At 49.8% G+C, this 24,910-nt stretch carries 21 protein-coding genes; 8 read left to right on the forward strand and 13 right to left on the reverse strand.

What is annotated here, in order from left to right; all coding sequences use genetic code 11:
• Positions 1–32 precede the first annotated feature (32 nt).
• Entirely contained in the window at positions 33–1,121 is a 1,089-nt protein-coding gene (locus C5S61_RS02905) for a LacI family DNA-binding transcriptional regulator (RefSeq protein ID WP_110513618.1), read from the forward strand.
• A gap of 59 nt (positions 1,122–1,180) precedes the next feature.
• Here C5S61_RS02905 and C5S61_RS02910 read toward each other — a convergent pair whose 3' ends face one another.
• Both C5S61_RS02910 and C5S61_RS02915 read right to left on the reverse strand, forming a co-directional pair.
• Entirely contained in the window at positions 1,181–2,056 is an 876-nt protein-coding gene (locus C5S61_RS02910; RefSeq protein WP_110513619.1) for a slipin family protein, read from the reverse strand.
• Between the two features lie 18 nt (positions 2,057–2,074).
• Positions 2,075–3,385 (reverse strand): NfeD family protein, encoded by a 1,311-nt coding sequence (locus tag C5S61_RS02915; protein WP_110513620.1) that lies wholly within the window; start codon positions 3,383–3,385, stop codon positions 2,075–2,077.
• A 266-nt stretch (positions 3,386–3,651) separates the two neighbouring features.
• Between C5S61_RS02915 and C5S61_RS02920 the strand changes: the two genes are divergently transcribed.
• Positions 3,652–5,136: a serine hydrolase gene (locus C5S61_RS02920; RefSeq protein WP_110513621.1), complete on the forward strand. Its 1,485-nt coding sequence runs from the start codon at positions 3,652–3,654 to the stop codon at positions 5,134–5,136.
• A 25-nt stretch (positions 5,137–5,161) separates the two neighbouring features.
• Positions 5,162–5,395, forward strand: coding sequence for a hypothetical protein (locus C5S61_RS02925; RefSeq protein ID WP_110513622.1), 234 nt, complete (start codon positions 5,162–5,164; stop codon positions 5,393–5,395).
• Here C5S61_RS02925 and C5S61_RS02930 read toward each other — a convergent pair.
• The 5 genes from C5S61_RS02930 to C5S61_RS02950 form a co-directional block, all read right to left on the reverse strand.
• Positions 5,382–6,419 carry an HD domain-containing phosphohydrolase gene (locus C5S61_RS02930; RefSeq protein WP_110513623.1) on the reverse strand — a complete coding sequence of 346 codons (1,038 nt, stop codon included), beginning with the start codon at positions 6,417–6,419 and terminating at the stop codon, positions 5,382–5,384. The genes C5S61_RS02925 and C5S61_RS02930 overlap by 14 nt on opposite strands.
• Positions 6,420–6,421: 2 nt before the next feature.
• The gene (locus C5S61_RS02935; protein ID WP_110513624.1) at positions 6,422–10,558 is read right to left on the reverse strand and encodes a PAS domain S-box protein; all 4,137 of its coding nucleotides are present in this window, start codon (positions 10,556–10,558) and stop codon (positions 6,422–6,424) included.
• Between the two features lie 285 nt (positions 10,559–10,843).
• Positions 10,844–11,296 carry a hypothetical protein gene (locus C5S61_RS02940; protein WP_110513625.1) on the reverse strand — a complete coding sequence of 151 codons (453 nt, stop codon included), beginning with the start codon at positions 11,294–11,296 and terminating at the stop codon, positions 10,844–10,846.
• 97 nt (positions 11,297–11,393) lie between these two features.
• Positions 11,394–12,029, reverse strand: coding sequence for a lysophospholipid acyltransferase family protein (locus C5S61_RS02945; protein WP_110513626.1), 636 nt, complete (start codon positions 12,027–12,029; stop codon positions 11,394–11,396).
• A gap of 19 nt (positions 12,030–12,048) precedes the next feature.
• Entirely contained in the window at positions 12,049–13,380 is a 1,332-nt protein-coding gene (locus C5S61_RS02950) for a DnaJ domain-containing protein (protein ID WP_124033367.1), read from the reverse strand.
• Between the two features lie 168 nt (positions 13,381–13,548).
• Here C5S61_RS02950 and C5S61_RS02955 point away from each other — a divergent pair, with 168 nt between their 5' ends.
• Genes C5S61_RS02955 through C5S61_RS02965 form a run of 3 tightly spaced genes read left to right on the forward strand, consistent with a single transcriptional unit; the run spans position 13,549 to position 18,293 of the window.
• Positions 13,549–14,250, forward strand: a complete 702-nt coding sequence (locus C5S61_RS02955) for an ABC transporter ATP-binding protein (RefSeq protein WP_110513628.1) — start codon at positions 13,549–13,551, stop codon at positions 14,248–14,250.
• The gene (locus C5S61_RS02960; RefSeq protein WP_110513629.1) at positions 14,247–16,796 is read left to right on the forward strand and encodes an FtsX-like permease family protein; all 2,550 of its coding nucleotides are present in this window, start codon (positions 14,247–14,249) and stop codon (positions 16,794–16,796) included. The genes C5S61_RS02955 and C5S61_RS02960 overlap by 4 nt, the downstream gene beginning before the upstream one ends.
• A gap of 33 nt (positions 16,797–16,829) precedes the next feature.
• Positions 16,830–18,293 carry a potassium/proton antiporter gene (locus C5S61_RS02965; protein ID WP_110513630.1) on the forward strand — a complete coding sequence of 488 codons (1,464 nt, stop codon included), beginning with the start codon at positions 16,830–16,832 and terminating at the stop codon, positions 18,291–18,293.
• Positions 18,294–18,339: 46 nt separating this feature from the next.
• Here the strand turns inward: C5S61_RS02965 and C5S61_RS02970 are convergent, their stop codons facing one another.
• On the reverse strand, positions 18,340–18,846 hold the full coding sequence (locus tag C5S61_RS02970; protein WP_110513631.1) for a YbjN domain-containing protein: 507 nt from the start codon (positions 18,844–18,846) through the stop codon (positions 18,340–18,342).
• 458 nt (positions 18,847–19,304) lie between these two features.
• Here C5S61_RS02970 and C5S61_RS26555 point away from each other — a divergent pair, with 458 nt between their 5' ends.
• Entirely contained in the window at positions 19,305–19,592 is a 288-nt protein-coding gene (locus tag C5S61_RS26555; protein WP_124033368.1) for a hypothetical protein, read from the forward strand.
• 13 nt (positions 19,593–19,605) lie between these two features.
• Positions 19,606–19,857, forward strand: a complete 252-nt coding sequence (locus tag C5S61_RS02975) for a hypothetical protein (RefSeq protein ID WP_110513632.1) — start codon at positions 19,606–19,608, stop codon at positions 19,855–19,857.
• Positions 19,858–20,278: 421 nt separating this feature from the next.
• Here C5S61_RS02975 and dusB read toward each other — a convergent pair whose 3' ends face one another.
• The 5 genes from dusB to C5S61_RS03000 form a co-directional block, all read right to left on the reverse strand.
• Positions 20,279–21,358: a tRNA dihydrouridine synthase DusB gene (gene dusB, locus C5S61_RS02980; protein ID WP_240614409.1), complete on the reverse strand. Its 1,080-nt coding sequence runs from the start codon at positions 21,356–21,358 to the stop codon at positions 20,279–20,281.
• A gap of 91 nt (positions 21,359–21,449) precedes the next feature.
• Positions 21,450–22,028, reverse strand: a complete 579-nt coding sequence (locus C5S61_RS02985; RefSeq protein WP_110513633.1) for a sugar O-acetyltransferase — start codon at positions 22,026–22,028, stop codon at positions 21,450–21,452.
• Between the two features lie 110 nt (positions 22,029–22,138).
• On the reverse strand, positions 22,139–22,657 hold the full coding sequence (locus C5S61_RS02990) for an ankyrin repeat domain-containing protein (protein ID WP_110513634.1): 519 nt from the start codon (positions 22,655–22,657) through the stop codon (positions 22,139–22,141).
• A 2-nt stretch (positions 22,658–22,659) separates the two neighbouring features.
• Positions 22,660–23,433, reverse strand: a complete 774-nt coding sequence (locus C5S61_RS02995) for an ankyrin repeat domain-containing protein (RefSeq protein ID WP_164689191.1) — start codon at positions 23,431–23,433, stop codon at positions 22,660–22,662.
• A gap of 204 nt (positions 23,434–23,637) precedes the next feature.
• Positions 23,638–24,816, reverse strand: a complete 1,179-nt coding sequence (locus C5S61_RS03000) for an FAD-dependent monooxygenase (protein ID WP_110513636.1) — start codon at positions 24,814–24,816, stop codon at positions 23,638–23,640.
• Positions 24,817–24,910 lie beyond the last annotated feature (94 nt).

The following is a 24,910-nucleotide window of genomic DNA, read 5'->3' on the forward strand; positions in this document are numbered from 1 at the left end:
AAGCCTGACAATCAGCCCAAAGGAGCAGATCTGTGGCAAACGAGCACGAACCCGCCAAACCGCACCGCATCACAATTAGCACCGTTGCCGCTGCTTTAGGTGTCGCCGTCTCAACTGTTTCCAACGCCTACAATCGGCCCGACCAACTTTCAGCAGAACTACGCGAACGGGTGCTGGCGGTGGCCGCCGAGCTTGGCTACCCCGGCCCGAATCCTGTGGCCCGTAGCTTACGCCAACAACGGGCTGGCGCGGTCGGGGTCTTGTTTGCAGAACGCTTGCCCTATGCCTTTCGCGACCCAGCCGCCTTGATGGTGCTTGAAGGAATCGCAAGCACGCTTGAGCAAGCCAAACTTGGTTTATTGCTTGTGCCAGGCCGCGACGACGATACAACCACCGTTCAGCAGGCCTTGGTCGATGGCTTTATCGTTTATTCAATGATGGACAACGATCCTTTGGTTGAAGCAGCATTGAAGCGGCGCTTGCCAACGGTTTTGCTTGATCAACCGCCACGGCCCGATGTACCATCGATTATTGTTGACGATGAGGCTGGCGCGCGCATGGCAACCGAGCATCTATTAAGCCTTGGCCATCGCCATTTTGCGATCATCACCGATCGCTTAATTGAGACCCACGTTCGGCCATCACATGCGCCAATCAATGTTCAAACGCACAGCGAAGCAACCTTTTTTGTAACGCAATTGCGCTTGCAAGGCTATCGCCAGCCACTCGAACAAGCGGGCATTGCCTGGAGCGATGTGCCAATTTACGATTGCAACGATAATAACGAAGCCGATGGTGCTGCCGCAATCCAAATTTTGCTGGCTCGCACGCCGCGGCCTACTGCAATTCTGTGTTTGACCGATCGCTTGGCCTTGGGGGCAATCGTCGGGGCGCAACAGGCAGGCTACAACGTACCCGAGCAGCTATCGATCGTTGGCTTTGATGATATTCCTCAAGCGACCAGAATCACGCCAGCGCTCACAACGGTTCGCCAAGATCACCGCCAAAAGGGCTTATCCGCAGGTCAAGCATTGATTGAACTTCTGGCAGGCCAAAGCCCAACCAGCTATCAACGGCTGGCAGTTGAACTTGTGGTGCGCGATTCGACAGCAGCAATTTAACTAAAAAGCCCTGCTCCTTTGTAATAAAGGAGCAGGGCAACTTTCGAATTCGATTAAGCTTATTCCAATGGTAAGCCCGTCATTGGGTCAAACAGACCGCGCCGCGCTTCAGGATTCGCAGGGCGAGCTTCGGCTGGCTTTTTCCCACCTTCCGAATAGTGATCATTCTGTAAACCACTATAGGCTCGATCAATAAATGGGCGAATCAAGTCGATTGGCAATGGGAAGACCAAGGTCGAGTTCTTTTCAACTGCAATTTCGGTCAGGGTTTGCAAATAGCGCAATTGCAAGGTCACTGGCTCGCGTGAAATCACATCGGCAGCTTCGGCCAAACGCTTTGAAGCTTGGAATTCACCGTCGGCGTGAATGATTTTGGCGCGTTTTTCACGTTCAGCTTCAGCTTGTTTTGCCATGGCCCGTTGCATCGATTGGGGCAATTCAACGTCTTTAACTTCGACGATATTGACTTTAATGCCCCAAGGCTCAGTTTGCTCATCGATAATTTGTTGCAAACGATGGTTAATTTGCTCGCGTTGCGAAAGCATTTCGTCAAGCTCAAATTGACCAACGACTGAACGCAAGGTTGTTTGGGCAATTTGCATGGTCGCGCGAATGTAATCCATCACATTAACCACCGCCTTGCCTGGATCAATCACCAAGAAGTAGAGCACCGCATTAACCCGAATGGTCACGTTATCGCGGGTAATAACTTCTTGGGCAGGCACGTCCATCGTAATCACCCGGGTGTCGATGCGGAACATGCGCTCAAGCATGGGAATCACAAAGAATAACCCAGGCCCGCGCACGCCAACCAAGCGACCCAAGCGAAAAATGACCCCTTTTTCATATTCAGGAATAATTTTGATTGCCGAAATCAAAAAGAAAAATAAGATCACGGCAATGAAAATCAAGGCAATACCGCCAAACTCACCCATTGTACTTACCTCCGCGCATTAGCGCCCACTATGTGCCACACGACGCACAATCAAGGTTAACCCTTCTAAACCAACAATTTCAGCCTGATCACCGACCGTCAAAGCATCGTCCGAACGGGCTTGCCACAAGGCTCCATCAACAAAAACTGTGCCTTCAGGTGCAACCGCTGAGCGAACTTTAGCAATCGTGCCAATCAGGCGTTCGCTACCAGCGCCACGCCCAACCAGCTTGCTGCGCCGCATAATCCAAAGACTTAGCCCAATGATCAGCGCCAAACCAACGCTCAACCCAGTAATTAAGGCCCGCGAGACGATAATCCCCGGTGCTTCTGCTGGATCAACCAGCAACAACGCGCCAATCACGAATGAAGCCAAACCGCCAACCGTCAAGGCTCCGTGCGCTGTTGCAAAAATATCAATTGCAAACAGCACAAAAGCTAAGATCAACAGCACAACCCCAACCGTATTCAATGGCAACACGCTCAGGCCATACAAACCCAAACAGATGGAAATTAGGCCCAAAAAGCCACCTACGCCTAAACCTGGGTTGGCCGCCTCGAAATAAATTCCTAGGCTGCCCAAGCTAATCAGCATCGTGGCAATGGTCGGGTCGCCCAAGAAGTGCAAGAGGCGTTCGAGCCATGTCATTTCGATTGCTTGAAAGGCACTGGCTTGGGTTTGCAATGTAACCTGGGTGCCATTAGCCAAATTAACTTGGCGACCATTCAGTTGACGCAATAAATCAGCATCATCTTGGGCAACCAGATTGATCACGCCCCGTTCGAGCGCTTCGCTGCTGCCAATCGAAACACTTTGGCGCACCGCTTGTTCAGCCCATTCTGGGTCGCGGCCATGCGATTTGGCCCAAGTGGTGATACGCGCAACGGCATCGTTGGTAATTTTATCGCGCAGATCGCCATCAATATCCGAGCCGCTACCATCAACGGGATGGGCCGCTCCAATGTTGGTGTTGGGCGACATTGCTGCAATATGAGCAGCATAGGTAATGAAAACTCCTGCCGAGCCTGCATTCGCTCCCTGCGGCGTAACATACACAATCACTGGCAGTTTGGCATTGAGCAAGGTCTCGCCAATTTGCCATGTTGAAGATGTGAGGCCACCTGGAGTATTGAGCTTGATGACTAAGCCTTGGCAAGCTTGCCGCTCTGCTTGAATCACGCTGCGTTGCAGATAATCGGCGACCGCTGGGTTGATAATGCCGCTGACTGAAGCCATACACAGCGCATTATCCGCTGCTGCATAACTTAAGCTTGGCAGCGTTACCAAACTGAGCCAAACAAATAACGCTAGTATACGAAGCTGTCTCATCGTACCTCCCTTGGCGATGCCATACAGCCTATACGAGGCAACGTGCAAAATGATGCAATGGTTCTGGCTGTATTGTAGCAGGCTTCGCAAGGGCTGCGTCAAATGGCAAGGTTAAAGAGATTAAACATTCTCATACAATCTTCATTTTAAACAGCGAACTCTAGATACCCGCAAAGCGGCAACCTGCGGTATACTTAGGGGGTTCTCACTGTGCTGGTTAGCCGTATCGTACACAATTCTATTCACTTATCAAGCTACATGCATCAATGAAAAAAGCTTTTTTGCTCTTTTGGGTGACGATGCTCTCAATTCTGGCCTGTGGGATAGCAATTTACTATCTTCCTGCCACCGAAGCAGTCACTCCCTCCAATTCACATCCTGAACGCACTGCTGCTGCTCCTTCCGAGTTTGATGCGCCACCGACGCTTTCGATGCTGGCTCCAAGCGAATGGGTTTTTCCTGATCGCGCCAAAATTGGCAGCATTGAGATTGGTGGCCTCAACGAAGATCAGGCCCTAGCCGCACTCCAAGCTGCCTATCCCAATGCCACGCTCAGCTTGACCAACCCAGCTTTGCTAGCGCCAATCGAGCTTAGTATGCAACAACTTGGCTATCAGCATGATTTTGGCCAAGCTTTGCTTGACGCACGCGATCTGGCCGACAAGCAAATTCCTGTTCGCTTGGCAATCAATAGCAGATTCGATCAGCAATTGCTCGATCAAGAATTTGCTAAAATTGAGCAAGCAATTGCTATTTCGCCAACAGTTGCCTACGATCGCGAACGCTCAGCCTTTGTGCTGACCCCAGGCTTAACCCTTGATCGCACCGCGCTGCTAGCAGAAATTAGCCAAACCTTGCAGCTCAGCCAAACCCTGTTGATTCCAACCCAAGTTGTAACCAACAATCTGCAAGCCAGCCCCGAGCAACTAACGGCGGCATTGGCCGAACGCGAAGCTGAATGGGATGGCATCTTTGGAATTTCAGTCTACGATATTAAAAGCGATCAATGGTACGATTATCGCGGCGATACGGTCTTCTCTGGCATGAGTGTGCTGAAAATTCCGATTCTGTTGCAATCGTTCATCAGCCGCGAAGAATTCACCGACGACCAATACGCCATGATCGATCTGATGATTGGCGATAGCGATAACGAAGCCTCGAACGATTTGCTGGCCATGATTGGCGATGGCGATGGCTTAGAAGGCGCAAAAATCCTCGACCAAACCTTGACCGATATTCTAGGCCTAGAATATACAACCTTGGCAGCACCGTTCGAGTCGATCGATTATCTTTCGCTGGTGCAGGGGATAGAAGTGCAAAAACGCGGCCAAGAAGGTGCGCAACCCTATACCAATGCCGACCCGTATGTGCGTTCGTCGCCGCGCGAAATGGCGCAAGTGGTCTTAGCAATTTTCGAATGTAGCCAAGGCCACGGGGTTTTGCTCGAGGTTGAAGATACATTGCTCAATGTTGAACGCTGCAACGAAATTATCGAGATTCTTAGCCGCAATCGCGATACCAACAAAATTGTGGCGGGCGTGCCTGAAGGCAGCTATGTTGCGCATAAAAGCGGCTGGGTCGAGGATGCGCGGGCCGATGCAGGCTACGTACGCGACCCCAACGGCGATGAATATATCGTCAGTATGTGGATTTGGCAGGATACCGATTTTATTGAAACTCCGGTTTCCGATCCCTTACTCGCTGATATTTCGCGGATCATCTATACTGCACGCCATCCCCAAATTCGCTAGTCGTTGTTTGGAAAGGGTCATAGGGATGATTGGAACAGAACCACTCTACATTGAACAGTTGAAGGTTGAAGCCGAACGCTTGCAACGCCGTTTTGAGCAAGCAAGCGATGTCGATGAGTTTATTCGGGTCAGCCAAGAAGCGAGCCGCCGGATTGCAGTGTTGGCTCCAATTGCCAGCATCATTCAGCGTTATATGCTGATTTCCGAGTTGGCACACCGTGAATACGAAGCCCAAAAGCCCCAAACTACCGAAGCGTAGCCGGGGCATACTGCTGCAGCAATAGCGGCTCACTCGCCTCCTCAACAAACTGCAAAAAGAGTGGCACAAGCGCAGGATCAAAGTGGCTGCCCGCCAAATTTGCAATGTGTTCGCGAATCCGTTCGACCGGCCAGCCCAAGCGGTATGGTCGGTCGGAACGCAAGGCATCCCATACATCAGCTAAGGCAAAAATCCGCGCCGCTAAGGGAATTTCCGTGCCTTTTAATCCCCGAGGATAGCCACTGCCATCCCATTTTTCATGATGACAATAGGGAATATCGAGCGCTGGCTGCAAATAATGAATTGGCCGCAGCAAATCGTAGGCATAGGTTGGGTGTTTTTGCATGACCAGCCATTCTTCGTTGGTTAATGGGCCTGGTTTATGCAAAATCGCATCGGGAATCCCCATTTTGCCGATGTCATGCAACAATGCGCCGCGCCAAATTTGCACTAAATCGTCGCCAGTAATGCCCAAAGCCTCGGCAATGCGCACGGTCATTTCGGTTACGCGCTTGCTATGGCCTTCGGTTTCTTTATCGCGCAAATCCAAAGCCCGCGACCAAGCCTCAATGCCAGCGTTGTAGGCATCGATAATTTCTTGATTCAAGCGCTCGACTTGACGGCGTTCGTCTTGCAAACGGCGGTAGCGATTCAGGCGCGTAATCGTTTGCAAACGGGTTTTTATTTCAAGGCTATCAATCGGCTTGCTCAGAAAATCGTCGGCTCCAGCTCGCAAGCCTTGCAAACGCGATTCACGATCATCCAAGGCTGTCACCATTACCACCGGAATTTCGGCCAGCAATGGGTTGGCGCGAATTTGGCGACAAACTTCAAAGCCATCCATATCAGGCATCATTACGTCAAGTAAAATAGTATCTGGCAAAAGCTCGAGGGCTTTGGCAATTCCAGTGATGCCATTTTCGGCAAAAACCAACTCATAGCCTTCGCCTTGCAACACTGCATTCATACTTGCTCGCGCAACGGCGAGATCGTCAATGATCAAAATTGTAGCAGCAGAATTCACGATCAAGCCTCCTTTGATGGATTGCACAAACCATCGATTAATCGTTCAAGCTCGACTAAATTTAATGGCTTGTATAAAACTGTATCAGCATGCTCGGCAATATGCTGATGTTCAATTATGGCGAGCGCACTCAAGGCAATTATTGGTAGATCATGGTAGTGTTTATGGCGGCGAATCGTGCTAATCATCTGAATCGCATCACCACCAGCCAATTGTAAATCGAGCACTAACAAATCGATTACTTGATTGGCAATTGCCTCATAAACGTCGTGTTGATTGTAAACAAGCGTTACTTCCCAGCCAAATTCACTCAAGAAATCACGAATCAACAGACTATTAGCCAAGTTATCAGCAGCAAATAGAATCTGCTTTGCACTATTAACTGGCAATTTTTGGGCCATCTGGTACGTCGAATCAATATATTTAAGGGTATTGAACAAACGCTGTTGATTCATTGGTTGATACATACAATGCCAATGCTCAGGAAGCGTCATATCGAGCTTGAAATCTTGATCACAGAATAAAATAACCGGATGATTATTCGTTTGCTGGCGTAATTGCTCAAAAATATGCTGTGATAAGCCGATTTGGCGCAAATCGTAGAGGATTGCTTGGTTAGCATCCTGTAAATATGGTTGTAAATCGAAATAGGGCTTGCAGAAACGCACATCCCAAGTTAATTGCTCAGCATAGGCCACCAATTGAATATTGAGCGTACGATCTTCAGTTATCGCTAAAAGCATTGGTTGTTGCACTGGCTCAAGCGCAGCGTGATCGATGCCATACCACGGCAAAATTAAGCGGAATTGGCTACCAACTCCAACCTCGCTTTGTAATTCAACCCGCCCGCCATGTAAATTGGCCATATGATAAACTAGCGCCAAACCCAAGCCGGTTCCTGCATATTGGCGCGAAAGTTTGCTATCGAGCTGCGAAAATGGCCGAAATAGTTTTGGAATATCTTGGGTATTGATCCCAATTCCTGTATCCCAAACGGTGAGCGCAACTTGGCGCAATTGACTATCAAGCTTGACACTTAAGCCAATACGGCCACCATTTGGGGTGAATTTCACCGCGTTGCTTAATAAATTGACCAACATCTGCTTTAATCGGCGCGAATCAGCACAAATCAGCGCATCTTCGGCACATGGCTCGTACAATAATTCAAGGTGTTTGTTATGAGCTAATTTTTGCACCATCCGAATGCTTGCTTGGCAGATTTCGTCGATAATCATCGTTTGATAATTAATCGTCAGCTTGCCTGCTTCGATTTTCGAAAGATCAAGAATATCGTTGATCAGATCAAGCAAATGGCGGCTATTTTCATCAATCTGGCTGAGGGCTTGGGCTTGCTCTTGGTTCAAAGCGCCATATTGCTCGTAGCGCAAGGCCTCGCTAAAGGCCAAAATGCCAGTCAAGGGGGTGCGTAATTCGTGGCTCATGCTCGACAGAAACTCATCTTTGAGCCGCGCTGCTTTGGCTAATTCGGCGTTGGCAATGCTTAATTCATCGGTTTGTTGCTGAAGCCGCTGCTCAATGCGCTTGCGCTCGGTAATATTGCGAATAACCATCACAACCTCATCGCCACCACTCGGCGCAATCCGCGCCTCAAAGACGTTGTTACCCTTGGGCAAGCTCAGTTCGTACTCAACATTTTGGGTGCTGTTGGTTTCAATCGCCCGTTGGGTTGCGCTCAAAATATTAACGACCTGGGGCTGAGGCAGCTGGTTGTTGGCATTTGCGCCGATCATCGCATCTTGGGGCAAAAAGAGATCTGATGGATCGTTGGTGTGATAATCCAAAATCTCGCCCTTGGCAGTAAAGCGAATCATCAAATCGGGCATGGCTGCCAAGAGCGCGCGATTTTTGGCTTCGCTTTGGCGCAGTTGCATTTCTGCTTGTTTGCGTTGAAACAGCGTGCCCAATTGGGTCGAAATGACCGAAATCAACCTGCTGGTGCGTTCGTTATCGGCACCTTTGCTGCTACGGAAGAACTCAAGGATTGCCACAACTTGATCGTTGGCCAAAATTGGCACAACCACTGCTGATTGCAGGCCAACCTGCTGCGCCAATTCATAGCCACGCTGGCTGAGATTCCATTCGGCCCAATATTGCTGCTCAAGCAGATACTGGGCTGATTGTTTGGTTTGCCAGACGCGCCCAGCCATGCCCGCACCTTGGGGCAATTCCAAGTTTTGCAGATACTGATAAAAATGCTGAAAGCGCTCGTTGCTGCTCCAGCGAATTGGCGCTAAGGCGAGATAGTCGTGATTGGCGTTTGGCACCCAAGCCACACTCAGATCCCAGCCGATTGCGGCACAAATATTACGCAACACCACCTCAAGCGCACTATTGAAATCGGCGGCCTCGCTCACCGAGCGGGTTGTACGATAGAGCAAATGAAATTCTTCTTCGGAACGCTTGCGGGCGGCGATATTATTGCCAATCAGCAAAAAGCCCTCTAAAACATCTGCATTCAACAGCGGTGTGATGGTTAATTCGACTGGAAAGCGTGCGCCAGAGCGATGCACCGCTTGCCATTCGTATGGCTCGGAAATGCCGCGCCGCGCCTCGGCCAGCAAAATATCCAAATCGGAATAGAACAAGCCCTGATTGCGATGTTGCTCCATCTCCCAGCGATAGGTCAAATCGGCGCGATCGAATAATTTGGTAGGGAATGGTCGACCCAACAACTCAGATTCTTGATAGCCAAACTCAAATTCGGCAGCTTGGTTGAAGCCACGTACCACGCCGCCAGGATCGAGTGAAATAATAATTGAGGGTGCATGTTGAATCATAGTGCGCTGAAATCGATACGATTGAGCTAACTCTTGGGTTCGTTCGATAACACGTTGTTCAAGCTGCTCATTCAATTGACGAATTTGTTGCTCTTGCAATTTGCGTTCGGTAATATCGCTGGCTACGCCAAGCAACTGGGCTACGCTCCCATCGGCATCGGTTGTAAAGGGGGTGATACGTAGGGCAAAATAGCGGTATGGGCCTTCAGGCGAGCGTAAACGACACTCAAAATCCAAAATTAATGGTTGACCATCGTTAGCTACTATACTACCTCGTAGAGCGTGATGGATGCTAGCCTGATCGTCAGGATGGAACAGGGACCGAATAGTACTAATATCAGTAGGATCAATATTAAAGCTTTTAAACCACTGGCGACTAACCTCATTGGTATAAATAATCGAGGCAGAATCGCGATCGTAGATAAATAATTGCGATGGAAGCGTATCAGCAATTTTCTGAATAAAATGTTGATTATCTTGGGCAGCGGTTTCGGCTTTTTTCAAGGCGCTCAGATCGTCGGTAATGCCGACAAAGCCACACAGCACGCCAGCTTCAATCACTGGTGAAATTCGCAAGCGCAGCCAGATTAATTGATTGATGTTGGTATGCAAGCGCACAGTTTGATCAAACAAAACTACTGGAATCGGCAATTGCTTGACTGACAGCGCCAAATCGAGCCAAAAACTGCTGCTGTTCGAGAGATCGGTTGGGTGCAAAAATTCCATCCAGGCATCGCCGAGCACAGCTTCGAGCTTAACTTCGAGCATCTGCAAGAGCGCAGTGTTGGCATACACACATTGGCCCTCGGTATCGCAGAAGAACACGCCATAGGGAGCAGCTTCGTTGATCGCGCGGTAGCGAGCTTCGTTGCTGCGCAGCATTACTTCGGCCAAACGGCGGCTGCTACTATCGCGGCCCGAAATATTAACCCCTTGCACAACTCGTTGCTCATCGAGGATTGGCGCAAAATGAAATTCGTAATAGCGGGTTGCCCCAGCATATTGATGCACAAATTCTTGGGCAAATGCGTCGCCCTGCAAGGCGCGGTTATAAGCATCGTTCCATGGTTTGGCAATTGCTCTGGGTAGTCGCAGCATACTGATCGGCTGACCTAACTCAATGTGTTGGTCGTACCATTGATGCAAATACTCATGAAACGTGCGATTGCTCATGATCAAATGATAACTTGTATCAATCGACCAAATCAGGCTCTCGGTATGGTCAATCAAGGCTTGGAGTTTGGCAGTATGGCCGCGTACGTGCTGCAATTCGGCCTCAAGCAGGCGCACTTGCTGCGTTAATTGCAGCTCCAGCAGCGATTCATTGGCATAACAGGTCATAACAGCAATTTCCTCAACAAGCTCTTGCAGCTTTTTTCATACGTCAAGCGGGGCAATCTTGTATTTCTGTCGCTAGAGTACGGTTGAGAGCCAACGGAGAACCTTACGAATTGCTTGTCATGAAAACGATTTCAGTCCTATTTAGGCTAGTGCTCACAGGGTAGGATCACGCTCAAAAGGGGGGAGTTTAACGACCAAGTGCGGGGTATAGCTCAAACACGCCAAGAGCAAAACTCACTAGCGTGCTGAGCGCTACGATCATCACAAAGGCTAAGGATTAAACTTTTATGGGATTTTAGATTTAACGAAATCATAGACTCCAGGCGCAAGATCACCCCGGATATCTTCAAGCAACGAACGCTCAAGCGCTCGGTTAGGGTCGCTCAAATAGCGGGTTGTGCCTGCTTGGCGCAGCGTAATCACTTCGTTAAAGATTGTTAATTGGGTTGGGAGGTCAGTGGCAAGCAAATCTAGGTTCATGCCTCTATAACCGCTGCTTGGCACTTCAGTAGGAGGAGCAATGTTGGGTGCGGTTTCGAGCACATGCTGAATATAGGCAACCTCATTGCTATTAAGTGACCATTGAGGATCGGGCATGCCCGAAAAAACAGCAATATAGCCTTTGGCTACGTTATGGGTAACTGAATAGTCATATTCGAATGCCTGAACAAAGATTTGTACCGCAAAAATTAATAAAATCAAACCCAAACAGCAAGCCAACAGCGAGCGCCAAAGCATAGAACCCTCCTAGCTCCATTAATCTAGCCAAGCGTAACAAAGCTAGATGAGCCAGCGATTAAAAAAACCGCTCGCAAAGATTTGCGAGCGGTACGATTTAGACGCTGAGAGCTTGTTTGTAGAAGCCACGCATGGTTGGCGGCAGCATCGCGGCAATCTGATGCATGGTTGTGTCCAAGGCAATTTGGCGGCCTTCATGGCCTTTAATTTTACGATCGACGACGATTGGCGCAGCATAACGCACAATCACGGTTGAACGTCGCCATGGCCAGCCCAAGGTTTTGGTGCCAATCACCGCAGCTGGAACAATCGGCACATTTGCCAATTGCGCCATCGCAATCACGCCATGTTTGCCTTCGAGCAACTCACCAGAGCGCGAGCGCGTGCCTTCGGGCAAAATGATCAATGGTTGGCCTGATTGCAACACTGCTTTACAGCGCGCCAAAGCCTCGCGATCAGCTTCGCCACGCCGCACGGGAATCCCGCCAACTGCGCTGGCGATGCGCCCCAGAATTGGTAATTCAAACAATTCTTGCTTGCCAAGCGCGCCAATCAGATGGCCGGGCGACCCCAACGATAAGGCCACAGGGTCCCAGTTGCTTACATGATTCGAGGCCAAAATATAGCCTCCTGTTGCGGGCAAATGCTCTTGGCCTTCAACCACCAAACGCGCTCGCATCCCCAACAGCACACGACAAATAAAACTAACAATCCGATAGATTAATGGCACCATGGCGCAAACCTTCTAGTTGCTATGGCAAAGCGCGAAGTCGTAGGTTATCAAAATAGACATCAGCACCATTATTGCCAGCCAATACAAAGCCATACGCTCCACCAGGGAACGCAGGCAAGATAACTTCTCCGAGGTAGGTATCATTCCAGTAGAGATGGGTCACAGCGCCGCGTTGGGCAATGACCAAGCGCCCAGGCCCCAAGCCTGCGCCAGAAGCCAGCAAATTGGTTTGACCAGCAAAACGCTGCTGAAAAGCCCATGTTCCATCGGAGGCAATGATAAAGCGATAGTAATTATTACCATCAATAAACCCCATCATTAGCCCACCGCTGCCGCTGACCGCCTCAACATCGGCGGCCAAAACCACATTTTGGGCGGGCAAGGCTGGGCCAAATGACCAAACCGAGCCAACGCCGGGCACCATGGTCATATGGTAGCGACCATTGATAAACTCAAAATTCCAGTTGCCACCATTGCCAACAGGCCATGTACCGCCATCCAAATTATCGGTCACCAACACTGGCCCACTCAGATCGTCGGGCAATGGCGCAGGCGTATTGCTTGGCACAGCACTTGGCTCAGTGGTTGGGCTTGGCTCGACGGTTGGTTCAAGCGTTGGCTCGATGGTTGGTTCAATGCTTGGCTCGACAGTAGGTTCGCTCGTCGCTTCAATTGTTGGCTCAACGCTCGGTGTAACGATAACACCTTCATCACTGGTCGCAGTGGGATTAATCGCCACTGCTCCTTCAACCGTGACAGTTGGCAATTCGGCCACAAGCGGCGCGGTTGCCGTGGCATTGGGGTTGTTGGCCCCGTTATTTGAACCAGCAAAAAACCAGACAGCACCAACCAAGGCAGCAACGCCAACGCTGCCGCCAATAATCGCTACAGCTTTTTTATTGATTGGGCGTTTGGCTTTGGCTGGCTGATTGCGTTTTAAGGCAAATTCAGCTCGATACAGCAAATCGGCGCTATCGCGATAAAATGGATCAGCATTTTGAATTTGGCGAAAAACATTCGCAGCACCAGCAAAATCATTGGCAGCCAACAAACCCCGACCATGCTCATACAACTGAGCCAAACGCTCAGGATTACTCGTTGGCTCAGGCGTTGCTGCTGCACTCGGGGTTGCACGCCGAACAGGCTTGTCTTTTTGGGTCAAACTGTAGGCTTCGGTGATCGCTGAAGCTCGTTTGCGGGCATACTCTTGTTCGTTGGCACTAGCACTGTTCCAACGATCAGGGTGATATTTGGCAATTTCTTGGCGATACGCCCGTTTGATTTCCTCTGGCGTGGCAGTTCGCGCCACCCCAAGCAGTTCATAGGAGTCAAGCTGTTCAAAATCGTACACGAGCACTATCCTCAGTTCGCTGGTGGTTCTCGGCGATTATACCACGCCGATCAAGATCATTGTGAAAATTTGGGCAATGAACCTAAATCAGTGTTACAGTTTAAGCGCAATAACCCAAACTCCCTACGCACTAGCATAGCACATTCGGTGCCGATTAAGTAGGAACATATGCCAAAAATATTAATTAATCTTGACCATGTTACAAAATCGTTTCAAGAGGCTGGCCAAGAGCGCCTGGTGCTGCGCGATATTAACGCCCAGATTCAGCAAGGCGAAGTGATTGCCTTGCTTGGCCGTTCTGGCTCGGGTAAATCAACCTTATTGAATATTTTAAGCGGCATCGATGCCCCAAGCTCTGGCAACATTACGATCAATGGAATTGAGCTAGGCAAGCTTAACGAGCATCAACGCACGCTTTTTCGGCGGCAACACATTGGTTTTGTGTTTCAATTTTTCAATTTGATTCCAACCCTCAGCGTCGAGGAAAATGTGCTACTGCCGCTTGAATTGGCCGGACGACTCACCGCAGCCCAACGCGAACGCGCCTATGAATTATTGCGCCGCGTGCATCTGTTTGATCGTCGCGATGTCTACCCCGATAAGCTTTCTGGCGGCGAACAACAACGGATTGCGATTGCCCGCGCCTTGGCCCACGACCCACTCTTGATTCTCGCCGATGAGCCAACCGGCAACTTAGATGCCACAACCGGCGAAGAAGTGCTCAATTTGCTTGATGAAATGAGCCGCCAAGCAGGCAAAACTCTGTTGATGGTCACTCACTCGCTGGAAGTAGCCCGCCGCGCCGATCGCGTGTTGAGCATGGTTGATGGCCAATTGGTTGAGCATTCGTTGGCCGAGGTTGCGCTATGAAGTTGCTCTATCGCAGTAGTTTGCGCTACTTGCTGCGCCACCCAGCTCAAGTTCTCTTGGCAATTTTAGGCGTTGCCTTGGGCGTTGCGGTCGTCATCGCCATCGATTTGGCCAATGGTAGCGCCCAACGCGCCTTTATGCTTTCGACTGAGAGCGTCACCGGCAAAACCACCGATCAAATTCTGGCAGGGCAAAATGGCCTGCCCAGCGATTTATACGCCAAATTGCGCACCGATCTGCAGCTCAAAGCCGTTGCCCCCGTGGTTGATCGCACGATTAGCCTACCCAACCAGCCAGGGCGTTCATTTCGCTTATTTGGGATAGATCCATTTGCTGAGATGCCGTTTCGTCCGTATCTAGCAACCTTATTCAACAACCAAACTGATTTGCAAGCGCTCTTGACTGAGCCAAATACGGGCTTGATTTCGACCCAAACCGCCCAAACCTTGGCCTTAACGGTCGGCCAAACCCTAGAAACGCGCATCGACGGCCAACGCCGCAGCATTACGATTATCGGCTTGATTACTGGCAACGACCAATTGAGCCAAGAAGCGCTGGCCGATTTGATTCTGGTTGATATTTCGACCGCCCAAGAATTGGTTGGCCAGCCCGATCGCATTAGTCGCATTGATTTGATTTTGCCTGAGGAACAACGCGCAGCAATCCTTGAGCAGATCAAGCCGTTATTGCCTGCTGATGCGACCCTCAGCACACCCGCTGCGCGCAGCGAAACTCTGCAACAGATGACGCGGGCTTTCGAACTCAATTTACAAGCGCTGAGTTTATTGGCGTTAATTGTTGGCGTTTTCCTAATTTACAACACCATGACCTTTTCGGTGGTACAACGGCGCGGCTTGTTTGGCATTTTGCGCTCATTGGGCGTAACACGGCGCGAGCTATTTAGCCAAATTTTGCTTGAGGCCGCCGCCATTGGCCTCATCGGCGCTGTGCTTGGTGTGTTGTTGGGGATTGTGCTTGGGCGTGGCTTGGTGCGTTTGGTCACGCAAACGATCAACGATCTCTATTTCAGCGTCAATGTGCAAAATATTAGCATCGACCCAATGCAATTGCTCAAAGGTTTTGGGCTGGGCTTGGGCGCGACGTTAATTGCAGCCAGCATTCCAGCGCTCGAAGCCATGTTCTCGCCACCGCGTACCGTGCTGCGTCGCTCATCAATCGAGGAGCGCATTAAGCAAATTGTGCCGCGTTTGACCTTGGCAGGTTTGGGCTTGGCAGGCTTAGGTGTGGCCTTGCTGCAATTGCCATCACGCAGCTTATTTCTCAGTTTTACGGCCATGTTTGGCATCATCATTGGCTGTGCCTTGTTCACGCCGTTTGTTACCTTGCAAATGATGAAATTGCTGCAAATTCCCCTCAACCGCATGTTTGGCCTGCTTGGCAAGATGGCCGCCCGCGATGTGGTGGCCGCGCTCAGCCGCACTGGCGTAGCAATTGCCGCCTTGATGGTCGCAGTTTCGGTCACGGTTGGGGCTGGCACGATGATTGGCTCGTTTCGCACGACAGTTGTGCGCTGGCTTGATCAATCGTTGCAAGCAGATGTCTTTGTTTCTGCGCCCAGCCTGAGTGCTAATCGCGCTGATACGCCGATTGATTTGGGCTTGGTTGAGCAAATCAGTCAATTGCCAAATATTGCCTCGCTGACGACGTTGCTCAATCTGCGGGTCGAAAGTGAGCTTGGGCCAGTTCAATTAACCGTTGCCAATTATCAAGACCCTGAATTGAGCAAACGGGCCTTGAGCTTTATTACTGATGCTGAGCGGGCATGGCAAGGCTTTGCTGAACAAGGCCAAGTCTGGGTTTCCGAGCCATTTAGTTATCGCTATGGCCGTGGGCTTGGCGATAGCATTACCTTGCAAACTCAGCGCGGCCCACAGCAATTTACCATCGCCGGAGTCTACTACGATTACGCCTCGGATCAGGGCTATATTTCGATGAATCGGCGTGATTTTGCCAAATATTGGGATGTTGATACTGTGCATTCGATCACCATTTGGCTAGCTGAGAATGCAGACAGTGCCACCACGATTGGCCAAATTCAGGCCTTGGCTGCGCCAATTCAAGATTTGAAAGTGCAATCGAACCAAGTTTTGCGCCAAAGCACCCTCGAAATTTTCGACCGAACCTTTGCAATTACTGCGGTTTTGCAGCTATTGGCCACAATTGTTGCCTTCATCGGCATTTTAAGTGCCTTAATGGCCTTACAATTAGAACGAAGCCGCGAACTCGGAGTTTTACGCGCCAATGGCATGACCCCGCGCCAATTGTGGTTGAGTGTGCTCAGCCAAACTGGTTTGATGGGGCTGACTGCTGGACTCTTGGCGTTGCCAGTTGGCTTAATTTTGGCAGTCGTCTTGGTCTATGTGATCAACAAACGATCATTTGGCTGGACAATGCAGCTCATCCTTGATCCCCAGCTGCTGTTACAAGCCTTGATTGTTGCCGTCGTGGCAGCGCTCTTGGCTGGGTTGTATCCAGCTTGGAAGATGGGGCGTACCTCACCAGCCTTAGCCTTGCGGGAAGAATAGTCGTCGAGCATCATCATGCTCAAAAGGAGGCCAATGAGCACAGAAAGCATTTTTGTCATTGCAGGAAGTTTGGTGCTAATAAGCATCATGGTCAGCACCGTTTCTGATCGCTGGGGCATTCCGGCGTTGGTGCTATTTATGGGAATTGGCATGCTCGCTGGCTCTGATGGCCCTGGCGATATTTATTTCGATAATGTAAAAATTGCCCAAGTTGTTGGAATTGTGGCGCTGATCTATATTTTGTTTTCTGGTGGGCTTGAAACCCATTGGAACCGAATTAAGCCAATTATCGGGCCTGGCTTATTGCTGGCCAATATTGGGGTGATGATTAGCGCCACGATGGTGGCTGCAGTTGCAGTTTGGCTGTTCGATTTGCCGCCATTGGTTGGGTTGCTGCTCGGCGCAATTATCTCATCGACCGATGCTGCCGCTGTGTTCAATGTGTTGCGAACCCGTGGCGTGCGTCTCCCAGAACCAGTTGAGTCGCTGATTGAGCTTGAATCGGGCAGCAATGACCCAATCGCTGTGTTTTTGACAATTGGTTTGACCAGTTTCCTGACCAGTAGCAACCATTCGGTTGGAGCTTTGGCCGTCGAATTCGTGATGGAAATGGCCTTGGGGGTGATTATCGGCGGGCTGGGTGGCTTTCTGATCACATGGTTGATCAATCGGCTGCGGCTGCAAGATGGCCTCTATCCAGTTTTGACCTTGACCATGACGATTATGGTCTATGGCGCGGCAGTTTTGGTGCATGGCAACGGCTTTTTGGCTGTGTATGTGGCAGGCTTGGTGGTTGGCAATCGGCCAATTATCCACCGCCGTAGCTTAATTCGCTTCCACGAAGGGATAGCATGGCTGATGCAAATTGCCATGTTCTTGACCTTGGGACTGCTGGTGTTTCCATCGCAACTACCACCGTTAATGGGCAGCGGCATATTATTAGCGCTGTTCTTGATGTTTGTGGCACGCCCGCTCAGCGTGATTATTGCCTTGGGCTTCACGCGCTTCAACATCCGCGAACGTGTGATGATTGCTTGGGCTGGCTTGCGGGGAGCCGTACCAATTGTCTTGGCAACCTTCCCGCTGATTGCGGGCATTCCTGAGGCAAACAAACTGTTCCACATTATCTTCTTTGTGGTGCTAGCTTCGGTTACAGTGCAAGGCATGAGCATTGGTTGGGTGGCTGATAAGCTCAAACTTCACTCGCATGAGATTCAAATCAATAGCAAGCCCTTGGATTTTATTCCTGAGATCAGCCCCGAAAGTACCGTTTACGAGGTGGTTGTGCCTGATGACGCACGCTTAGCTGGGCGCAACATTATGGAATTGCAACTGCCACGCGGCGCTTTAGTGGTGTTGATTCGACGCGGGCGTGAAACAATTGTGCCCAGTGGCAATACGCGGGTACAAGCCAACGACAAAATTCTGATGTTGGCCGACCAACAAGCCTTGGAAGTGATTAACCAACGCTTGAACATTGCCAAACAAGCTGGCTAAAACAACGACCCCTTGCTCAAATTGCTTGGGCAAGGGGTTGAATTGCCTATTGTTCGATGACCGTAATGGCTTCAGCAGGCGTTTTCTCGCCATACATCACCATCATCAAGCCAGGGAAATAGCGATTCATCAGATGCACCGATGGATAAATCGTGTTGCGAATCCAAATAAAGGTTAATGTTTCATCTTCAAAATCAAGGCTACTCTTGAAGCGCACTTCGCCATCGTTAAAATCAAGCTCGAAGTTGCCGATATGCAAGCCATAATTGGCACGGGTTAAATATTCAGCCACTAACGAGCGTTTATCTTCTGGCACTTTCATTGGCGCATAGGCATAAATTAACAATTGTTCTTGTTCAAGCTTAATTTGGGCCAAGCAGCGAATATCGACATTTGCGCCTTGGTAGTGCATGCGATAGGCAGGCCGATCGTCGACGCGCTGCGGATACCAGCCATCTTCTTCGAGAAAAAGCCCTAAAGTGCTGAAACCACGCCAGCCAGCGGCCTGTTCATGTTCAGGATCAAGTTCAGGAGCGTATTCTGGTTCTTCCATGAGCCACCTCGCATTGAGCATAACACACAGCGTCGCTGTGCTACACCGGTTTCGTTGCTATTATACCTGAGCAGATTGTGCATGTCATTGGTCTTTCTGCTGCTAGTATCGCACAAGGCTGTGTCAAGGGCTGTCGCAGAACATAGAACATAGAGCATAGAACATAGAACATAAGGGATCAGAAACTACCAAAGCAGCGAAGATTGATCCACGAAGAGCACGAAGGAACAGTTTTTTGGCCACAGATTGGCACAGATTGACTCAGATTGGGTTTCTTTTGGCCACGAATTGCCCGAATTGCACGAATAATGTTCCGATAGCCGATAGCCAACAGTCCATAGCCCTCTCTTCTCTGTGCCTCTGCTTTAGATATTCGATGCTTTTTTAGCCACAAATTGTGTTGCAATTGATTGGTTATAATGATCAGCAACCGCAATAAGCAGCAAGGGAGGTGTGTTTTGAGCGATATTTCCGGCTTCACTCAGACCTTAGAAGAACTAGCACAGATTTGTTATGACCCACCAATATACCCAGAGATACCGCCGTTAAATCTTAATGCGCCAACCAGCTTTGGATTCAGATTTTCATCAAATAACTGGAATGTCGCGGAAAATGAGGCCTATTCATGGCAAAGCGGGGCTTCATTGCATGGCTGGGGTTGGATCGAATATGGCAATAGCATCGCTGAAGCAGCGCAAAATTTGCTTCACATGCTTCGCAATCCACCGCCAATTGATCTGGATTAAAGGAGCAACTACGATGAATCGCATATTTCCTGCCTTGGATACAAGCATCGAACAGTTGATTCCCTATTTTGTGCAACGACCACGCTATAACAATCAATGGGCTGAATTTGGTTTTTCATTTACCCCAAAAATCTATCTTAACGAGAATCGCGGCGAATGGGAAGCAAGCGCCAGTTTCGAAGGCGAGAAGTGGGTTTGTTATGGCGATTCAATCGAAGAAGTTGCCTATCAACTTTCTTGTTTGATTCAAGAGCATGGTGTATAAGCCTCGCATGCTAGTTGGGTAGCCCATAAGGGGTCAGAAACCGCAAAGGAAAAGTAACCGCGAAGGTCGCGAAGGAACAGTTTTTTGGCCACAGATTGGCACAGATTGACTCAGATTGGGTTTCTTTTGGCCACGAATTGCACGAATTGCACGAATAATGTTCCAAATAGCCGATAGCCAATAGCCCATAGCCTTCTCTTCTCTGCATTAAATACGATGCTTTTTTCGCCACGAATTGCCCAAATTACACGAATGATGCTTATTTTTTGCCACAGATGAACACAGATTGGTTCAGATTATTGCGCCCATAGCCAATAGCCTCCGGCCAATAGACCTCTCTTCTCTGCGTTAAAATGCTAGGCTTCTTTTTAGACTATTGGCTTTTGATTTTTGATTTCTGCCTTTTGACTTCATCTTGCGGCTAATTATTCGCGCCGTTTTCGCAACCTTCTTTGATCACGGCGATTTCGTCGGGTACTTCGACGGCCTCGACCGCGCCGCTGATAAACGGCTCGAAGAACCCATGAATAATCGTTTTGGCGGCTTCAATTTCGTTGGCGCGTTGTACATCGCGGCGTAATTGGTTGCTGGCATACAGGCCAATACTAAATTGACCAATCAATTGCTTGAGTTTGCCCAGCGCTTGGCGCTCGACCATGGTTTCGGCACACATATCAACATAGCGCACCAGCAAATCACGCTTATCGCTCGGCGTTGGCACAAACATCGCTTGGCCAGCACGTAGTTGGGCAATTTGGCGAAAAATCCATGGATTGGCCATAGCAGCCCGCCCAATCATCACCGCTGCAACGCCAGTTTGCTCCAAACGTGCCAATGCCTCAGCTGGCGTGCGCACATCGCCCGAACCAATCACCGGAATCGAAACCGCCTGCACAACCTCAGCAACTCGCGACCAATCAGCATCGCCGCTATAGCCTTGCACTTTGGTGCGTGGGTGTAGGGTAATCGCAGCACAACCAGCATCTTCGGCAATTTTGGCAGTATCAATATAATTCAGCGTTTGCTCATCCCAGCCTGCCCGAAATTTGAGCGTAAAGGGGATCTTGATTGCTGCATGGACTGCTTTGAGCATTTGTTGCATTTTGGGCAAATCTTTGAGCAAGGCCGAGCCATGGCCGCCACCAGTGACTTTGGGCGAAGGGCAACCACAATTTATGTCAATCACATCTGGGCCAAGCTCTTCAACAAAGCGCGCCGCAGTCGCCACCAAATCTGGGTCATTGCCCGAAAGCTGAATCGAGATTGGCCGTTCTTCAGGCAGATAATCGAGCAAGCGATGGCGTTTCATGGCTTTGGGCGAAACGCTGGCTGCGTTGGTCATCTCGGAAACAACCAAGCCACAACCACCCAACGACAAGACCAACCGCCGAAAAACCGAATCGGTCACACCAGCCATTGGGGCCAGCACCATGTTTGGAAAAATGCGCATTGAGCCAAGTTGAAATGATTCGGGCAATGCTTGAGTCAGAATATCAGTCATAAGCTGCATCCATTGTGATTTAATTAATATGACAACAACGCCAGCATCAACTGACGCTGGCATTGAAAAAGCCGTTTTTTGTATTATACGCCTATTCGCTGGCTGCGGGATCAGCCAATTCGCGGATGACGCGGCAGGGATTGCCCGCTGCAAATACATTGGCCGGAATATCTTTGGTTACCACGCTGCCAGCGCCAATTGTGGTGTTATCGCCGATCGTCACGCCTGGGCAGATAATCGAGCCGCCGCCAATCCAAACATTTTTGCCAATCGTCACCGGAAAACCCAGTTCTGGGCCTTTAATGCGTTCGCTGGCGAGCAACGGATGGCTGGCTGCATAAATTTGCACCGCAGGCCCACACATCGTATTGTCGCCAATTGTGATGTAGTTGCAATCGAGAATCACGCAGTTGGCGTTGAAATAAACATTATTGCCTAAGCGAATGTGTGCCCCGTAATCACAGAAAAATGGCGGCTCGACCCAAACATGCTCGCCAATTTCGCCAAACCATTGCTTCAACAAGGCCCGTGCTTGCTCAGGCTGGCCCGGCTCGATTGCATGAAACTGGCGGCTTAAGTGCCGACTGCGCAACGAGAGCGCTTGTAATTCGGGATCAGCCGCCACATATAATTCGCCAGCTAACATTTTCTCACGTTCAGTTTTGCTCATTGTTTTATATCCTTAATAATTATATTGCTTGGATAGTAGCATACTGAAACGTTTTTGAAAAATCAATAGCGTGATAAAACGTGTTAATCAATGGGTTTACGCCCATACGGCTAGTGTTGTGAATTAGCAAAAAGCTGGAGCGCATCCCAATGACCAAGTTGGATGGCATAATCCCAACTGCTAAGACCAGCCCCATTGGTAAGGCTTGGATCGGCTCCATAATTGAGGAGGATTTTGATCAAATGGTTTGATGGATATGCTGCCAGCGCCATTGGTTGGCGAATGAGGCTAACTATAGTCTGAGTGTAGCGCACTGCATGGAAAATTGCCCGTTGCAACGGACGATCACCATCGGCGGTCAGCGGCGCATTTACAGCATAGCCATGGCCTAAAAGCCATTGCATTCCAATGCCACAATTCCGCTGAAGCGCAAGATCGAGTAATGGAGCTTCATTGACAGGATACCATGTCACATCGGTAAGGCGGGTTTGATCTATATCTGTCAGTTCAAGCCAATCATTCAGCGCGAGATGATAACGAATCCAGCTATACTGCTGCATAGGATTCCAATCGGGATGGCGTGGGCCAACCGTTGGCATAGGCAATACAGACTTATCAAACTCCATCATGGCTACTCCTCGGCATAATCATTAGCGTTGCAAGCAGCAAAATCAAGCTTTGCTACATGGGACAGAAAAGCTTGTTGCTTTTGGTGAGAGTAGGCTTGAATTAAATAATTAGCCAAGGCATGAGCTGCGGGGTTAGCGCTTGCATAACACGACAACAGCAAAAACTCGCCAATATCTTGGGAAATATCGTTATAATAGCGGCATTCCTCAGGATGGCTAATCGTATTAAATGCGGTGCGAATCAGTTCAAACGTCGCAACGCTGGAATTAACCTGCTTCGCCAAGGCAAAACAAGCGAGCATCGGAAGATTGGTGGACGCATAATGGCCCTCAGCCTGGAGTTGCGCAACCAGTACTGGAATTGGCTGGTTATCTAAGTTTGTTTCACGTCGAAACCAGTGGCAACGCTGCTGCGGCGAGCATTCCTCAGCACGTAGCCCTTTAGCAGCCCGCAAGATCGCAATGGCATCATAAAGACTCACCTTTTCGGCATGATCAAGGGGTGTATAACCCGTATAACACAATTGATTGACATCAGCTCCCGATGCAATTAATAGCCGAAGCATCGGCATCCAATCATCGCACCAATACGAAAGGCGACGCTCCCCAGTAAACAGATCATGATGAAACTGATCAAAGATTACCCAATGCAATGCAGTATAGCCATGGCGGTTGGCATGAGTATTCGGGTCATAGCCATTTGCCAGCAAGTAGCGGATAATCGATTCGCTTCGGGCAAAAACGGCATCATGCAAGAGATCCATTTGCTCAAACATCTGGAGCGAATCAGTAGCAACAGTTTGCCTGAGCGCGATAAAACCAGCGAGATCATCACGATCAATCAGATTCTGAAACGCTGTTTGCAAGCTAGATTGATTCAGATTGAGTTCCATACTAGCATCCATTGAGCCTACTCCATCCAAATTCATGTGGCTAGTATGGTCGATAAATCAGATAAAATCTATCCATCAAGCGAACGATTAGGCCATTGCCAAAACGCTATCAAAGCCAATCCGTTTGCCAATTGTGCGGGCCAAGCTGGGGCTAAATGCGGCACGCATGACCAAGCGCGTGAGTTGCACACCCAACCAAGTGCGCGGCACAAAGGTCAGGGCAACATGGCATGCGCCTGCCTGTTTGCGCTCAACAAAGGGTCGCATGCGCTGCTCGTAGGCGTGGAAAGCTGCTTGATGATCGGCGGTTTTGGCTAATGCGTCGGCCAGCACATACGCTCCGCCCATGGCTGTGGCCGCGCCCTGCCCAGAAATTAATGTCAAACAATGGGCAGCATCGGCGACCAAGGCTACCCGTCCTTGCGACCAGCGCGGCATACGAATTTGGCTGATCACATCGCAATAAAAGGCACTTTCATGGTTAATCGAATCGATCAATTGTGGAATAATCCAGCCAGCGCCGCGATAGGCAGCTTGGAGCATGGCCTTGCGTTGATCTGGCGCTGGCAAACGAGTTTGCTGACTGCGATAGGCCAGCATCAGCAAAAAACCACCCTGTCGATCGGGATAGATTGTAGCTTGGCGTTGCGGCTCAATCAACATCGTAGCATTCGCGCCATAATCGGCCAATTGGGGGATTTTGAAGGTTGCAAAGGTATAGCCCAATGGCTGAGCAAACTGGCTTTCGGGGCCAAACACCAGCTGGCGAGTTTGCGAATGAATTCCATCTGCGCCAATCACCAAATCAAATTGCTGCCTGCTGCCGTCATTAAAACGTACTTCAACATACTCAGCATGCTGTTGCAAATCGAGAAGCGTGGTGGCGTAGCGTACAGGAACATCAGCAGGCAAGGCAGCGGCCAAAACCGCCTCTAATTCTGGCCGCATCAGGTGCAGCATTGGGTGCGGCAAGGCTTCGCGCAAGGGAGCCAAGGGCCGTTGCACCACGGTTTGGCCATGGCTATTTTTGATGATCATTGATTCGACTTGAATTTGGCGCTTTGCTAATTCAGCCAAAATACCCATGCGTTGCGCCACATCCCAGCCGCTGCCGCTAAAATCGATGCCATAGCCTTCATCGCGGCGCTGAGGTGCTTGCTCGATAATCGTGGGCTGCTCGCCATATTGTTTAAGCCAATAGCCTAATGTCAAGCCCGCAATCCCGCCGCCAACAATCAAAATTCGTCGTCCATGGCGCTGCTGCATCCTGCTATCCTCGTTGATAATAAATTACTGACCGGTTAGTATGTTATTGAGTATAAATTGGTTTTGGGCGCTGTCAAGGGCTGGATTCAGTTTG

This window comes from Herpetosiphon llansteffanensis (assembly GCF_003205875.1).
In the GTDB taxonomy this organism is placed as follows: Bacteria; Chloroflexota; Chloroflexia; order Chloroflexales; family Herpetosiphonaceae; genus Herpetosiphon; species Herpetosiphon llansteffanensis.

Excerpts from the sequence above, each read along its gene's own strand:
- C5S61_RS02945 (WP_110513626.1), bottom strand. The coding sequence starts at position 12,029 with ATGGTGCCATTAATCTATCGGATTGTTAGTTTTATTTGTCGTGTGCTG.
- C5S61_RS02910 (WP_110513619.1), bottom strand. The coding sequence starts at position 2,056 with ATGGGTGAGTTTGGCGGTATTGCCTTGATTTTCATTGCCGTGATCTTA.
- C5S61_RS03000 (WP_110513636.1), bottom strand. The coding sequence starts at position 24,816 with ATGCAGCAGCGCCATGGACGACGAATTTTGATTGTTGGCGGCGGGATT.
- C5S61_RS02970 (WP_110513631.1), bottom strand. The coding sequence starts at position 18,846 with ATGGAAGAACCAGAATACGCTCCTGAACTTGATCCTGAACATGAACAG.
- C5S61_RS02975 (WP_110513632.1), top strand. The coding sequence starts at position 19,606 with ATGAATCGCATATTTCCTGCCTTGGATACAAGCATCGAACAGTTGATT.
- C5S61_RS02920 (WP_110513621.1), top strand. The coding sequence starts at position 3,652 with ATGAAAAAAGCTTTTTTGCTCTTTTGGGTGACGATGCTCTCAATTCTG.
- C5S61_RS02935 (WP_110513624.1), bottom strand. The coding sequence starts at position 10,558 with ATGACCTGTTATGCCAATGAATCGCTGCTGGAGCTGCAATTAACGCAG.
- dusB (WP_240614409.1), bottom strand. The coding sequence starts at position 21,358 with ATGACTGATATTCTGACTCAAGCATTGCCCGAATCATTTCAACTTGGC.
- C5S61_RS02940 (WP_110513625.1), bottom strand. The coding sequence starts at position 11,296 with ATGCTTTGGCGCTCGCTGTTGGCTTGCTGTTTGGGTTTGATTTTATTA.
- C5S61_RS02990 (WP_110513634.1), bottom strand. The coding sequence starts at position 22,657 with ATGATGGAGTTTGATAAGTCTGTATTGCCTATGCCAACGGTTGGCCCA.
- C5S61_RS02965 (WP_110513630.1), top strand. The coding sequence starts at position 16,830 with ATGAGCACAGAAAGCATTTTTGTCATTGCAGGAAGTTTGGTGCTAATA.
- C5S61_RS02915 (WP_110513620.1), bottom strand. The coding sequence starts at position 3,385 with ATGAGACAGCTTCGTATACTAGCGTTATTTGTTTGGCTCAGTTTGGTA.
- C5S61_RS02960 (WP_110513629.1), top strand. The coding sequence starts at position 14,247 with ATGAAGTTGCTCTATCGCAGTAGTTTGCGCTACTTGCTGCGCCACCCA.
- C5S61_RS02995 (WP_164689191.1), bottom strand. The coding sequence starts at position 23,433 with ATGTTTGAGCAAATGGATCTCTTGCATGATGCCGTTTTTGCCCGAAGC.
- C5S61_RS02985 (WP_110513633.1), bottom strand. The coding sequence starts at position 22,028 with ATGAGCAAAACTGAACGTGAGAAAATGTTAGCTGGCGAATTATATGTG.
- C5S61_RS02925 (WP_110513622.1), top strand. The coding sequence starts at position 5,162 with ATGATTGGAACAGAACCACTCTACATTGAACAGTTGAAGGTTGAAGCC.
- C5S61_RS02955 (WP_110513628.1), top strand. The coding sequence starts at position 13,549 with ATGCCAAAAATATTAATTAATCTTGACCATGTTACAAAATCGTTTCAA.